Source organism: Pseudomonas sp. URMO17WK12:I12, assembly GCF_000514395.1.
Taxonomy (GTDB): Bacteria; Pseudomonadota; Gammaproteobacteria; order Pseudomonadales; family Pseudomonadaceae; genus Aquipseudomonas; species Aquipseudomonas mucoides.
Window position 1 is genome coordinate 400,042 of record NZ_AZVV01000003.1, and the last position, 13,754, is coordinate 413,795.

The window sequence follows — 13,754 nt, forward strand, 5'->3', positions numbered from 1 at the left end:
CGTTTTGACCCACTGACAAAAAAAAGCCCGCATCGATTGATGCGGGCATTTTTTTGGGTGCTCGACTTAGTCGGTAACCGGGTCGATCACCGTGTTGTGCCCATCACTAAACTGCAACGCCGCCAATCGCGCATACAGCGCATTGCTCGCAATCAACGCCTGATGCGTCCCCACTGCCACCAGTTTCCCTTGGTCCATGACCGCGATCCGGTCAGCATTTTTCACCGTGGCCAAACGGTGAGCGATCACCAGCGTGGTGCGGTTTTTCATCAGGCTGGGCAGGGCTTGCTGGATCAGGTGTTCGCTCTGGGCATCGAGGGCGCTGGTGGCTTCGTCGAGCAACAGGATCGGCGCGTCCACCAGCAATGCGCGAGCAATGGCCAGGCGTTGGCGCTGGCCGCCAGACAGCCCGAGGCCGCTGTCGCCAAGATGCGTCTGGTAACCGTGGGGCATTTGCTCAATGAAGTCGTGGGCGTAGGCGATTTTTGCCGCTTCCTGAACCTGAGCCAGGGTTGCCCCCGGATTACCGTAGCGGATGTTCTCTTCGATGCTGCCGAAGAACAGCGCAGGATTTTGCGAAACCAGCGCGAAGCAACGGCGCAGGTCGAGCGGATCGAGCTGGGTCAACGGCACGCCATCGAGCAGGATCTGCCCGGCGGCCGGATCGTAAAAGCGCAGCAGCAAGTCATACACCGTGGATTTTCCGGCCCCGGACGGCCCCACCAGCGCGAGGGTTTCGCCCGCGTTTATGGTCAGACTCAAGCCATCGACGGCATAACTTTCGGGCCGCGACGGGTAGGAAAAACGCACATCCTGTAGAACCAGATCGCCCTTCACCCGCTCCGGCAAGGTTACCAGGCCGGTGGTCGGTGGCTGGATGATATTTTCCGAACGCAGCAATTCGGCAATCCGCTCGGCCGCCCCCGCCGCGCGCTGCAACTCACCGATTACTTCGCTCAAGGTGCCAAAGGCACTGCCGACGATCAGGCTGTAGAAAACAAACGCCGCCAGTTCACCGGCCGAGATCCTCCCGGCGATCACGTCCATGCCACCAACCCACAGCATGACGCCGACAGCACCCAGCACCAGCACGATCACCAGCGTGATCAACCAGGCGCGCTGGAAGATGCGTTTACGCGCGGTGTCGAACGCCTGTTCCACGGTCAGGGCAAAGCGCTGCTCGTCCTGGACCTGATGGTTGTACGCCTGCACGGTTTTGATCTGGCCGAGGGTTTCGGAGACATAGCTGCCGATATCGGCAATCCGGTCCTGGCTCAGGCGCGACAGATTGCGCACCCGACGGCCGAAAATCAGGATCGGGGCAATCACCAGCGGCAACGCAATCACCACGATGCTGGTGAGCTTGGGGTTAGTGATAAACAGCAGCACGATTCCGCCGATGACCATCAGCAGATTGCGCAGGAACAGCGACAACGACGAGCCGATCACCGATTGCAGCAACGTGGTGTCGGCGGTCAGCCGCGACTGGATTTCGGAACTGCGATTGTTTTCGTAGAACCCCGGATGCAGATAAACCAGGTGGTTGAAGACCTGCCGGCGGATGTCTGCGACCACCCGCTCGCCGATCCACGACACCAGGTAAAAACGCGCGAAGGTGCCGATCGCCAGCCCCACCACTAGCACCATGAACAGGCCGATGGATTGATTGAGCAGGTGCGGTGACTGGGTCATGAACCCCTGATCCACCAGCAGGCGGATGCCCTGCCCCATCGACAAGGTAATGCCGGCGGTGACAATCAAGGCGAGCAAGGCGCCAAAGGCTTGCCAGCGATAAGGCGCAAGAAAGCGAAGGGTCAGGCGGATCGCGCGGCGGTGACGAGCAGAGAGCATCGAGGGTTATCCAGTACGCCATTGATATCGCCAGCCTACACGGTCAGCGGGTGAACGCTGTAAATCACAATGAGTCAGGTTAATTATGACCGCGACGACTAGCCCCTAGACGCTATTGGTCTAAAGTCCGGGTGGCAACGTTTATAAATTTCTGGTGGACTGACATTGCCGTTCGGGAAAGATCGCAGGGAGTTGTCATAGCCCGGTCACCTGAAGGTTCTAAAGTAAGCACACACCTGAAGAGGAGACAGGCCATGTCCTTGCAAAACAGCAGCGAAGACAAGATTCAAGTGATCCGCACACAGCCAGACCAGTCTCTGGGGTGCTCGATTATCGATGCCGATGGGCGTGAAGTACCGATCACTGAAGACATGATCCAGAAAGCGTGCAGCGAACTGGAAAAGCGATTAGTCAAGCCTGCCGAACAAGAGTGATATAGCCACCGTCTTCTTGACCCGGCCCTGGTTGGCCGGGTTTTTTATGGGTGATTTTTGAGGGTGCTGAGTCGTCCACCCATTCAGCGAACGCCCCAAGACCTGTGGGAGCATGGCTTGCCCGCGATGGGGCCAACTCGGTCTCTATACAGCCGAAGCCCCCAACGCCGCCACAATCCTGCGCAACTCAGCCGAATCCCCCTCAATCCGCACCTGCAACCCATCAATCTCCCGACGCGACGGGTAATGCTTGCGCAGCACATCAAACGCCGCACGCTGTTCGCTCACACTGCCTACAAGACTGCGGCGAAAATCCGCATCGTCACGGCGCGGGTCGTACACACCACGGCACAGCATGGCCAGCGCCCACGCCGGATCAGCCTGCGCATGCAGGGTCACTTGCGACAACCACGGTGCCGGCAGCAAATCACTCAGGCTGACCTGAGCCGGCTGCCCGAGAAACGCGCAATACGCCTGATAGATCTGCGCCGTCCCACGCTGTTTGCCGTCAAGGCTGTAACCGGCAATGTGCGGCGTCGCCAGCACGCACAACTCCGCCAGCGCCACGTCGACCTCAGGTTCACCTTCCCAAACGTCGAGCACCGCTTGCAGGTCTTCGCGCTCAAGCAGCACTTGGCGCAGGGCGGCGTTATCGACCACCGGGCCACGACTGGCGTTGATCAGCCAGGTGCCGGGTTTGAGCTGACCCAAGCGTTTTTTATCGAACAAATGCCAGGTCGACTGCGCGCCGTGCTTCTTCAAAGGTGTGTGCAGGCTGATGACGTCGCACTGCTCGATGATCTGTTCGAGGCTGACAAAATCACCGCCTTCAGCTGCCTGCCGGGGCGGATCGCACACCAGCACGTTCCAGCCCAGACCTTGCAGGACCTTGACGAGACGACCGCCGACTTCGCCGGCACCGACCACGCCATACGTGCGCCGGGTCAGGTCAGCGCCTTCGATTTCAGCCAGGGTCAGCAGACTGCCGAGCACGTAGTCGACCACACCCCGGGCATTGCAGCCGGGCGCGCTGGACCAGGTGATGCCAGCTTGCTGAAAGTAATCCAGGTCCAGGTGATCGGTGCCGATGGTGCACGTGCCGACAAAGCGCACGTTGCTGCCTTCGAGCAAGGCACGATTGACGTTGGTCACCGAGCGGACCAGCAGCACATCGGCTTGTTCGACGGTGGCGCGGTCGATGGAACGTCCCGGTACCCGGCGGATTTCACCGAACCCTGAGAAGAAGGCATCGAGCAGCGGGATATTTTCGTCGGCAACAATCAGCATGGCAGGCTCCTTTGGCGGATCGGCAGTGTAGGCGGAGATGACCTTTGTGAGCCAGCAAGCATTGCGCAGGGAATCTCGCAACGTCCGAAATACGATTACAAATCCCTAACACAGGACTTTTCCTGACCACTGCGTCAGGGCGTAGAATGCATCGCCTTGCGCATCAACACCTTTGGACGTTTCGCCTTTGAATTCCGTGACTGACCGCCTTGCCGCTACCACCCTCACCCGCCCGGCCCGGGTTCGCCTGGAGCTGAAAAACCTGCTCACCCTGGCGCTGCCGATCATGATCGCGCAACTGGCAACCACTGCCATGGGGTTTGTCGATGCGGTGATGGCGGGCCGGGTCGGGCCTCGGGATCTGGCGGCGGTCGCACTGGGCAACTCCATCTGGGTGCCGGTGTTTCTGCTGATGACCGGCACCTTGCTGGCCACCACGCCAAAAGTCGCCCAGCGCTTTGGTGCCGGCACCCACAGCGAAATCGGGCCGATTGTGCGTCAGGCACTGTGGCTCGCCCTGGTGGTGGGTTTGATGGCCACCGGCATGCTGATCAGCGCCGAGCCGATCCTGCACATGATGAAGGTCGATCCCGAATTGATCGGCCCGTGCATGCAATACCTGCACGGCATCGCCAGCGGCTTGCCCGCCGTCGCCTTCTACCATGTGTTGCGCTGCTTCAGTGATGGCCTGGGGCGTACGCGTCCGGCGATGGTGCTGGGCCTGTGCGGGTTGGCGCTGAACATTCCACTCAATTACATCTTCATCTATGGCCACTTCGGTGTACCGGCGATGGGCGGTGTCGGTTGCGGCTGGGCCACGGCGATTGTGATGTGGGTGATGGCGCTGGGCATGGCCGGCTGGGAACGCTGGGCGCCGGCGTATCAGTCGAGCCAGTTGTTCAGCCGTTTCGACTGGCCGCAATGGTCGGTGATCAAGCGCTTGCTGGGCATTGGCCTGCCGATCGGCATCGCGGTGTTCGCCGAATCGAGCATCTTTGCCGTCATTGCGCTGCTGATCGGCAGCCTTGGCGCCACCGTGGTCGCCGGCCATCAGATCGCCCTGAACTTCAGCTCGCTGGTGTTCATGATCCCTTACTCCCTCGGCATGGCCGTGACGGTGCGGGTCGGCCAGGCCCTCGGTCGACAGGAACCACGCGAGGCACGTTTCGCCGCGGGCGTCGGCATGGGCACGGCGCTGGCGTATGCCTGCGTGTCCGCGAGCATGATGCTGTTGCTGCGCGAGCACATTGCAGCGATCTACACCGCTGACCCGACGGTGATTCGAGTGGCCGCGATGCTGATTGTGTACTCGGCGCTGTTCCAGTTTTCCGATGCCATCCAGGTGACGGCAGCTGGCGCATTGCGCGGTTACCAGGACACGCGGGTGACGATGATCCTGACGCTGTTCGCCTATTGGGGGATTGGTTTGCCGGTGGGTTACGCGCTGGGCCTGACCGATTGGCTGGGTGCGCCCAGTGGCCCGAGCGGGCTGTGGCAAGGTTTGATCGTAGGCTTGAGCTGCGCGGCGCTGATGCTGTCGATCCGCCTGGCGCGCAGTGCACGCAAGCGGATTCGTATCAGTCATTCGGCGGGTTAAGCGAGTTTCTTGCGAATCCAGTACAGGTAGGTGCCCGCCTCTTCGTGCTGCGCCACCAGTTCGTGGTCAAGAAACACGCAGAACTTGGGAATGTCGCGACGGGTCGACGGATCGGTCGCAATCACCTTGAGCAGGCCGCCGGGCACCAGGTCGCGGATGTGCTGGTGCAGCATCATGACCGGTTCCGGGCAGTTGAGGCCGGTGGCGTCGAGGGTGCCGTCTACCGGCGTATCAAGCATTTCACTCATGATTAACTCCTGAAACTGGCCGGCATTGTCGCGCATTGCCGGGTCTTCGGTCATCTGTGGCATACAGCCGCCCCTATGGGGGCTCCCACAAAAGCTCTTCCCCACAAATGGGTTGTGTGGATCAGCGGGATTTCGGTTTCTTTACATCCAGCCGGCGCAGGTGGCACGTCACTTCTTCCCGGTCGTGATAAAGCTGCTTACAGCCGATCTCGACCCGAATGCCGCGCTCCTTGAACCCATCGGCGATGCGTTCCAGCAAGCGCTTCACCTCGGCATAACGCTGCTTCATCGGCAGTTTGAGGTTGACCACCGCTTCCCGGCAATGCCCCTCGCCAATCCACTCTTCCAGCATCGCGGCGTTGCGCGCCGGCTTCTCGACGATGTCGCAAACCATCCAGTCCACCGGCTGCCGGGGCTTGAAGGTGAAACCGTCGGCCATCAAGTGTTGCACCAGACCGGTGTCCATCAGGCTTTCGGCCATCGGGCCGTTGTCGATGGCGGTCACCAGCATGCCGCGGTTAACCAGTTGCCAGGTCCACCCGCCGGGGGCAGCGCCCAAATCGACGCCGGTCATGTCACTGTGCAGACGCTCATCCCACTGGTCACGCGGGATGAAGTGATGCCAGGCCTCTTCCAGTTTCAGCGTCGAACGGCTTGGTGCCTCACGCGGGAACTTCAGGCGCGGAATGCCCATCGGCCACATCGCCGAGTTGTTCGACTCGGCCAGGCCCATGAACACTTCACGGCCGCTCTTGAACGTCAGCAGCAGACGCGGTTTGTGCGCATCTTCCACCAGTTTGCCGGCGGCCATCAGCGCCTTGCGCAGGTGACCTTCAAACTTCTTGCAGAAGTTCGACAGTTCCTTGCCATCGTTGGTGTCGACCATTTCCAGCCACAGGCTGCCGCACAGCGGAAAGTCCGCCATGTGCGCCAGGATCACGCTGATGCGGTCGGTTTCCGGCAGATCAATAAAGATCCCGCGCGCCCATTGGCGCGGGAAGATCAGCTCGGCGAAACGCTGGCCACGCATCAGGCGCTCGGCGCCATCTTCTTCGGTGCAGATGAACTCGGCGCAGGCGCTGGCGGTTTTGGCCTTGGCATAACCGGCCACGTTCAGGCGGGCGGCGTGTTCGGCAATCTCGGAACAGACTTCGCCTTCGAAGCCCGGCCGGCAATGCATAAAGAGGGTGTTCATTGAATCTCCTGGGCAATCGGCAATGAATCGATGCGCAAACTTGCCCTGTAGCAAAGCCTGTCACGAAAACCGGCGCATGATAGCCGAGTTCGGAACCTTGGACTTAACCATAGAGTCCAGTTATTAGCCTTAACGTCCAAACAGGGCTAGGTTAAGAGCTCTGTCCGTCCCGCCAGTCCGTCGCCGTGCGGACCCAAAGGAGTCATTTCAATGCCGTCCCTCGATAGCCTGAAAACCCTTAAAACCCTGCAAGTCGACGACAAGACCTACCATTATTTCAGTCTGCCCGACGCGGCCAAAAGCCTCGGTGATCTCGACAAGCTGCCCATGTCGTTGAAAGTGCTGCTGGAAAACCTGCTGCGCTGGGAAGACGAAAAAACCGTCACCGGCGCCGACCTCAAGGCGATTGCCGCGTGGCTCAAGGAGCGTCGCTCCGACCGCGAAATCCAGTACCGCCCCGCCCGCGTGCTAATGCAGGACTTTACCGGCGTGCCCGCCGTGGTCGACCTGGCCGCCATGCGCGCCGCCATGGCCAAGGCTGGCGGCGACCCGCAACGCATCAACCCGCTGTCGCCGGTGGACCTGGTGATCGATCACTCGGTGATGGTCGACAAATTCGCCAGTGCCAGCGCCTTCGAGCAGAACGTCGACATCGAGATGCAACGCAATGGTGAGCGATATGCGTTCTTGCGTTGGGGCCAGAGCGCCTTCCACAACTTCAGCGTGGTGCCGCCGGGCACCGGGATCTGCCACCAGGTCAACCTTGAATACCTCGGACGCACGGTCTGGACCAAGGACGAGGATGGCCGCACCTACGCTTTCCCCGACACACTGGTCGGCACCGACTCCCACACCACCATGATCAACGGCCTCGGCGTGCTCGGCTGGGGCGTCGGCGGGATCGAAGCGGAAGCGGCGATGCTCGGCCAACCGGTGTCGATGCTGATTCCCGAAGTCATCGGTTTCAAACTCACCGGCAAACTCAAGGAAGGCATCACCGCCACCGACCTGGTGCTGACCGTCACCCAGATGCTGCGCAAGAAAGGCGTGGTCGGCAAGTTCGTCGAGTTCTACGGCGACGGCCTCGCCGACCTGCCGCTGGCCGACCGCGCGACCATCGCCAACATGGCCCCTGAATACGGCGCCACTTGCGGCTTCTTCCCGGTGGACGATGTGACGCTGGAGTATTTGCGCCTGTCCGGCCGACCACCGGAAACGGTGAAACTGGTCGAGGCCTACTGCAAGGCTCAAGGCCTGTGGCGCCTGCCGGGCAAGGAACCGATCTTCACCGACAGCCTGGCGCTGGACATGACCAGCGTCGAAGCCAGCCTCGCCGGCCCTAAACGTCCGCAGGACCGTGTTTCCCTGCCCAATGTCGCGCAGGCGTTCACGGACTTCATCGACCTGCAATTCAAACCCACCAGCAAGGAAGTAGGACGCCTGGAAAGTGAGGGCGGCGGCGGTGTCGCAGTGGGCAACGCGGACTTGGCCGGTGAAGCCGATTACGAACACGACGGCCAGACCTACCGCCTGAAAAACGGAGCGGTGGTGATTGCCGCGATCACGTCCTGCACCAACACCTCCAACCCGAGCGTGATGATGGCGGCGGGTCTGGTGGCGAAAAAGGCTGTGGAGAAAGGCCTCAAGCGCAAACCGTGGGTCAAGAGTTCACTGGCGCCCGGTTCGAAAGTGGTCACCGACTACTACAAGGCAGCGGGCCTGACTCAATACCTCGATGAACTGGGTTTTGCGCTGGTCGGCTACGGTTGCACCACGTGCATCGGCAACTCCGGCCCATTGGCGGAGCCGATTGAAAAAGCCATTCAGGCCGCCGACCTGACCGTTGCTTCGGTGTTGTCGGGTAACCGCAACTTTGAGGGACGCGTGCATCCACTGGTGAAAACCAACTGGCTGGCCTCCCCGCCGCTGGTCGTTGCCTATGCGCTAGCCGGTACGGTGCGCATCGACATCAGCCGTGAGCCGCTGGGCGATGACAAGGACGGCAATCCGGTGTACTTGCGGGACATCTGGCCGAGCAGCAAGGAAATTGCCGATTCAGTGAGTCAGGTCAACACGGCGATGTTCCACAAGGAATACGCCGAAGTGTTTGCCGGCGACGAGCAATGGCAAGCCATCCAGGTGCCACAAGCGGCGACCTATGTGTGGCAGGACGATTCGACCTACATCCAGCATCCGCCGTTCTTCGACGACATCGGCGGCCCGCCGCCGGAAGTCAAGGACGTCGCCGGGGCGCGGGTACTGGCGCTGCTCGGCGACTCGGTGACCACCGACCACATCTCCCCCGCCGGCAATATCAAGGCCGACAGCCCGGCCGGTGAGTACTTGCGCGACAAAGGCGTGGAGCCGCGGGACTTCAACTCCTACGGTTCACGTCGCGGCAACCATGAAGTGATGATGCGCGGCACCTTCGCCAACATTCGTATCCGCAACGAAATGCTTGGCGGCGAGGAAGGCGGCAACACTTTCTATATTCCTACGATGGAGAAAATGCCGATCTACGACGCGGCCATGCGTTATCAAACGTCAGGCACGCCGCTGGTGGTAATTGCCGGTCAAGAATACGGCACCGGTTCAAGCCGCGACTGGGCGGCCAAGGGCACTAACCTGCTGGGCGTGAAAGCGGTCATCGCGGAAAGTTTCGAGCGAATTCACCGCTCCAACCTGGTCGGCATGGGCGTGTTGCCGTTGCAGTTCAAGCTGGATCAGAACCGCAAGAGCCTGAACCTGACCGGCAAGGAAACCCTGGATATCCTAGGGTTGACCGGTGTGGAGCTGACGCCGCGGATGAACCTGACGCTGGTGATCACCCGTGAAAATGGCAGTAAGGAAAAGATCGACGTGCTGTGCCGCATCGATACGCTCAATGAGGTCGAGTACTTCAAGTCCGGCGGGATTTTGCACTATGTGCTGCGCCAGTTGATTGCCTCATAAAGGCCTGCTGACAAAGACACCGCCTTCGGGCGGTGTTTTTGTTTGTGCCGCAAACGGCCCATAATCCCCCCGCTTTTGCATACCCAACACAAAACCTCTGTAGGAGTGAGCCTGCTCGTGATGAGGGCGGTACATTCAACATCAATGTCGCCTGACACTCCGCTATCGCGAGCAGGCTCACTCCTACAGGGGGCCGGCGTATGCCGCAAAATTTTGCACATTAAGGATGCTCAATGATCGCCCTGCCATGGACCTACCTGGCCCTTCTCTCCCTTGGCTTCAGCCTCGCTTTGACCTACGGCCAACTCAGCTGGCTGGCCTTGATCACCATCGCCTTGCTGTTAGCGGCCGGTGCCGCCGTCCGCCAGCAAAAACTCCCGATCGTCCGTTACTTCGGTCACGGCCTGTTCATCTTCCTGGCCATGTCGCTGGCGATGCACTGGCTCCCCGGGTTCTTCAACGGTCGCGCGATCGCCCCTCAATACCTCACCGCCGATGCCGTGCCGTTTTCCATGTACCTGAATCAGGACAAACCGCTGATCGGCTTCTGGCTACTGCTGGTATGTCCATGGATTGTCGGCCGGCGCTCCTGGCGCCTGGGCGTTTACGCCACCGCCCTGGCCCTGACGCTGTGTGCCGTACTGGCCTTGGGTGGGGCGCTGTTGCTGGGCATGATCAGTTGGGCGCCGAAGTGGCCAGACCAGGCCTGGCTGTGGCTGCTGAACAATCTGTTGCTAGTCACGCTGGTTGAGGAAGCGCTGTTCCGAGGCTACATCCAGGGCGGCCTGAGCCGTAGCTTCAAACACCTGCCCTATGGCGAAAACCTCGCCCTGCTGCTCGCGTCGTTGCTATTCGGCCTGGTGCATGTGGGTGCTGGCTGGCAATGGGTGCTGTTGGCGAGCCTCGCCGGTGTCGGGTACGGCCTGGCCTATCGTTTCGGCGGTTTGGGTGCCGCCATTGCCACCCATTTCGGCCTGAACCTGCTGCACTTCGCGCTGTTCACCTATCCGATGCTCGCGGGTTGAGGCAATGCTCATTTTGCGACGCAGCGCTGATTATTGAAAAATAATTTCAACTAATTCCTGACACCGCCGACAACCTTTCAAAGCCTTGCGGATTGAATTAGCCATGCGTAACAACCAGCCCATTACCCAACGCGAACGGACCTTCCCGGCACAGCAACGGTTGATTTCCACCACCGATGCCAAGGGCGTGATCACCTACTGCAACGACGCGTTCGTCGAGATCAGCGGGTTTTCTCGTGAGGAACTGGTCCGCGCACCGCACAACCTGGTCCGTCACCCCGACGTCCCGGCCGCCGTGTTCGCGCACATGTGGGGCACTCTGAAACAAGGCTTGCCATGGATGGGCATCGTCAAGAATCGCTGCAAGAACGGTGATCACTATTGGGTTAACGCCTACGTGACACCGGTGTTCGAGGGCAACCAGGTGATCGGTTACGAGTCGGTGCGGATCAAACCCACCACCGAACAGATCCAGCGTGCCGAAGCGCTCTACCAACGCATCAACCAGGGCAAGTCCGCCATTCCATCGACTGATAAATGGCTGCCGGTGCTTCAGGACTGGCTGCCGTTCATTCTGGTCAGCCAATTGAGTTTCATGATCGGTGCGACGCTGAATTCCCATTGGGGCTTTGCCCTGGCGGCCAGCCTGTCGGTGCCGTTGGGCCTGATGGGGCTGAGCTGGCAGCAGCGTGGTCTCAAGCGCCTGCTGGTCCTGGCCGGGCAAACCACGTCCGACCCGTTGATCGCACAGATGTACACCGACAGCCGCGGCGCCCAGGCGCGCCTGGAAATGTCGATCCTCAGCCAGGAAGCCCGTCTGAAAACCTGCCTGACCCGTCTGCAGGACACCGCCGAGCACCTGACCGAACAAGCGAAACAGTCCGATACCCTGGCGCACAACAGCTCCAGCGGCCTGGAACGTCAGCGCGTCGAAACCGAGCAAGTGGCCACCGCCGTCAACCAGATGGCCGCCACCACTCAGGAAGTCGCCAGCCACGTACAGCGCACCGCCGACGCCACCCAGGAGGCCAATCGCCTGACCGGTCGCGGCCGCGACATCGCCGGGGAAACCCGCGATGCCATCCAGCGTCTGTCGGTGGTGGTGGGTGAAACCGGCCTGACCGTGACTCAACTGGCCAAGGACAGCGACGAAATCGGCGGCGTGGTCGATGTGATCAAAGGGATCGCCGACCAGACCAACTTGCTGGCCTTGAACGCCGCCATCGAAGCGGCCCGCGCCGGGGAGATGGGCCGTGGTTTTGCGGTGGTGGCTGACGAGGTTCGTCAACTGGCGCAGCGCACCAGTGAATCCACCGGGCAGATCCACGCCCTGATTGCCAAGCTGCAGCAAACCGCGAGCACGGCGGTGCAAACCATGGAAGCCGGGCATCGCCAGGCCGAAGAAGGGGTGGCGCGGGTACTGGAAGCGGATCAGGCGCTGGTGGGGATCAGCGAAGCGGTGGCCAACATCACCGACATGACCACCCAGATCGCGGCGGCGACCGAAGAGCAAAGTGCAGTAGCTGAAGAGATCAGCCGCAACATCAGCAACATCTCGCAACTGGCTGACCAGACGTCGGAACAGGCGCAGAACTCGGCGTTGTTGAGTGAAGAGCTGACGAAGACGGCTAATACGCAGTATTCGTTGGTGGAGCGGTTTAATCGCTAAAATCGACATCCGACGTTAGTGGTGGCGTCAAAAAAACCGGTGAAATCACCGGTTTTTTTTGCTTGAAATTTAACCTGCTCCGATCATTTGCCTTGGAATGCACCTTTAAACGTTAGTGTCTACTGTCAACCTTGACAGTAGACACTATACAAACATGAGCATATTTAATAGATGCATCACTGCAACGCAGTGGCAACTCATGTTTACCTAGATAAAAGAGCAGGGATTAAAAATGAGCAGACCTACTATTATCTCTCACCAAAAGACGACTCAAAACCCTGAAAATTTTTTCAAATGGAAGTTTGACAGCGATGCGAAAGAAACCACCGCCGATGGCTGTGAACTTGTTAAAACCGGCGAAGGCAATTGGAATATTGCCGGATGGTCGGATTTAAACGACGCAAAACAGAATGGAACCCTCAACGTATTGCTCGGCGGCATCCAAAATGAAATTGTGGACCAAACCTATGAACAAGGAATAAATTTTTTCATTGTATTCATTTACTCGGACCCCACACGCGGTAAATTCGGGACTGATTACATAGTCTCAAATGAAGCCAAGGTGACGATCAGCCTTGATCCCTTGAAAAAAACAACCCACGGCGTTTTCGAGGCAAGCTTCAATGGGCACAAGTTGAAGGTAACAGGTAGCTTTAAACTCACTTAACTTTGTCAGACCGGCCTCTTCGCGAGCGAGCCCGTTCGCGAAGAGGCCGCTACCATTACTATTAGCGAAGAAACCCAACCACCTTCCCAGCCGCAGCCGCCAAATGCTGCTCATGCGTAAACCCCGAAGCCTTCAGCGGTTTCAAGTCATGATCCCCTGCCGCCAGCCACAACACCTCGATATTCGGCGATAACGCATAACCCTCGACCGCCTCACGATTACCCAGCGCATCGCGCTCGCCCTGCACAATCAACGTGCGCGTCTTGAGTCCGGCCAAGTGTTCGACCCGAGGTTTCTCCGGCTTCCCCACCGCATAAAACGGATAACCCAGGCAAACCAACGCATCCGTACCGAGTTCATCAGCCAACAGACTGGCCATCCGCCCGCCCATGGACTTGCCACCCATGGCCAGGCACCCAGTGACATGGCGTCGCACCACGGCATACACCTCACGCCAGCATTCCAGCAGTTTCGGCGCCGGATTGGGTGGTCGCTTACCCCCATCAACACGCCGTTGCGCCATGTATGGAAACTCGAAGCGCAACACGTTGACGCCCAGCGCAGCAAGGCGTGCGGCCATGTCGTTCATCCAGTCGCTGTCCATCGGCGCTCCGGCGCCATGGGCAAGGATCAACGTCGTCGATGCCGGCCCTGTAGCCGCATTCCACAACCATCCATGATCCTGCACGCACTGCGCCCATTGATCCCCGTCAATACCGGCCTTGTGCTGTTTGTCCATGCTTGCCTCGCTTTTAGTCTGCCTATAACTCCGGCCGAAGGGAGCGTCATTGCCTTGCGCAGACGACTTCACTTCAGCTGAACCGTGGAT

At 59.9% G+C, this 13,754-nt stretch carries 11 protein-coding genes; 6 read left to right on the plus strand and 5 right to left on the minus strand.

Features of this window, described 5'->3' with window-relative positions:
• Positions 1-66 precede the first annotated feature (66 nt).
• Complete coding sequence (locus D882_RS0102090; protein ID WP_027921695.1) at positions 67-1,851, minus strand: ABC transporter transmembrane domain-containing protein; 1,785 nt, start codon at positions 1,849-1,851, stop codon at positions 67-69.
• 254 nt (positions 1,852-2,105) lie between these two features.
• Between D882_RS0102090 and D882_RS0102095 the strand changes: the two genes are divergently transcribed.
• On the plus strand, positions 2,106-2,285 hold the full coding sequence (locus D882_RS0102095; protein ID WP_027921696.1) for a PA1571 family protein: 180 nt from the start codon (positions 2,106-2,108) through the stop codon (positions 2,283-2,285).
• Between the two features lie 144 nt (positions 2,286-2,429).
• Here D882_RS0102095 and pdxB read toward each other — a convergent pair whose 3' ends face one another.
• Positions 2,430-3,572: a 4-phosphoerythronate dehydrogenase PdxB gene (gene pdxB / locus D882_RS0102100; protein ID WP_027921697.1), complete on the minus strand. Its 1,143-nt coding sequence runs from the start codon at positions 3,570-3,572 to the stop codon at positions 2,430-2,432.
• 187 nt (positions 3,573-3,759) lie between these two features.
• Between pdxB and D882_RS0102105 the strand changes: the two genes are divergently transcribed.
• Positions 3,760-5,169: an MATE family efflux transporter gene (locus tag D882_RS0102105; protein WP_027921698.1), complete on the plus strand. Its 1,410-nt coding sequence runs from the start codon at positions 3,760-3,762 to the stop codon at positions 5,167-5,169.
• Here D882_RS0102105 and tusA read toward each other — a convergent pair.
• Together tusA and rlmM are read right to left on the minus strand one after the other, a co-directional pair.
• Complete coding sequence (tusA, locus tag D882_RS0102110) at positions 5,166-5,417, minus strand: sulfurtransferase TusA (protein WP_007945068.1); 252 nt, start codon at positions 5,415-5,417, stop codon at positions 5,166-5,168. The two genes, D882_RS0102105 and tusA, sit on opposite strands and share 4 nt — an antisense overlap.
• Positions 5,418-5,538: 121 nt before the next feature.
• Positions 5,539-6,612, minus strand: a complete 1,074-nt coding sequence (gene rlmM / locus D882_RS0102115; protein ID WP_007945067.1) for a 23S rRNA (cytidine(2498)-2'-O)-methyltransferase RlmM — start codon at positions 6,610-6,612, stop codon at positions 5,539-5,541.
• Positions 6,613-6,822: 210 nt separating this feature from the next.
• On the opposite strand from rlmM, the gene acnA reads away from it, so the two are divergent.
• From acnA to D882_RS0102135, 4 genes are all read left to right on the plus strand, one after another.
• On the plus strand, positions 6,823-9,564 hold the full coding sequence (gene acnA / locus D882_RS0102120; protein ID WP_027921699.1) for an aconitate hydratase AcnA: 2,742 nt from the start codon (positions 6,823-6,825) through the stop codon (positions 9,562-9,564).
• A 233-nt stretch (positions 9,565-9,797) separates the two neighbouring features.
• A complete protein-coding gene (locus D882_RS0102125; RefSeq protein WP_027921700.1) occupies positions 9,798-10,589 on the plus strand; it encodes a CPBP family intramembrane glutamic endopeptidase in 792 nt (263 codons plus the stop codon).
• Positions 10,590-10,692: 103 nt separating this feature from the next.
• Positions 10,693-12,258, plus strand: coding sequence for a PAS domain-containing methyl-accepting chemotaxis protein (locus tag D882_RS0102130; RefSeq protein ID WP_027921701.1), 1,566 nt, complete (start codon positions 10,693-10,695; stop codon positions 12,256-12,258).
• A 232-nt stretch (positions 12,259-12,490) separates the two neighbouring features.
• Complete coding sequence (locus D882_RS0102135) at positions 12,491-12,925, plus strand: hypothetical protein (protein ID WP_027921702.1); 435 nt, start codon at positions 12,491-12,493, stop codon at positions 12,923-12,925.
• A gap of 61 nt (positions 12,926-12,986) precedes the next feature.
• On the opposite strand, the gene D882_RS0102140 is transcribed toward D882_RS0102135, so the two are convergent.
• On the minus strand, positions 12,987-13,664 hold the full coding sequence (locus D882_RS0102140) for an alpha/beta family hydrolase (protein WP_027921703.1): 678 nt from the start codon (positions 13,662-13,664) through the stop codon (positions 12,987-12,989).
• Positions 13,665-13,754 lie beyond the last annotated feature (90 nt).

Excerpts from the sequence above, each read along its gene's own strand:
- D882_RS0102140 (WP_027921703.1), bottom strand. The coding sequence starts at position 13,664 with ATGGACAAACAGCACAAGGCCGGTATTGACGGGGATCAATGGGCGCAG.
- D882_RS0102125 (WP_027921700.1), top strand. The coding sequence starts at position 9,798 with ATGATCGCCCTGCCATGGACCTACCTGGCCCTTCTCTCCCTTGGCTTC.
- D882_RS0102090 (WP_027921695.1), bottom strand. The coding sequence starts at position 1,851 with ATGCTCTCTGCTCGTCACCGCCGCGCGATCCGCCTGACCCTTCGCTTT.
- D882_RS0102135 (WP_027921702.1), top strand. The coding sequence starts at position 12,491 with ATGAGCAGACCTACTATTATCTCTCACCAAAAGACGACTCAAAACCCT.
- tusA (WP_007945068.1), bottom strand. The coding sequence starts at position 5,417 with ATGAGTGAAATGCTTGATACGCCGGTAGACGGCACCCTCGACGCCACC.
- D882_RS0102095 (WP_027921696.1), top strand. The coding sequence starts at position 2,106 with ATGTCCTTGCAAAACAGCAGCGAAGACAAGATTCAAGTGATCCGCACA.
- pdxB (WP_027921697.1), bottom strand. The coding sequence starts at position 3,572 with ATGCTGATTGTTGCCGACGAAAATATCCCGCTGCTCGATGCCTTCTTC.
- rlmM (WP_007945067.1), bottom strand. The coding sequence starts at position 6,612 with ATGAACACCCTCTTTATGCATTGCCGGCCGGGCTTCGAAGGCGAAGTC.
- D882_RS0102130 (WP_027921701.1), top strand. The coding sequence starts at position 10,693 with ATGCGTAACAACCAGCCCATTACCCAACGCGAACGGACCTTCCCGGCA.
- acnA (WP_027921699.1), top strand. The coding sequence starts at position 6,823 with ATGCCGTCCCTCGATAGCCTGAAAACCCTTAAAACCCTGCAAGTCGAC.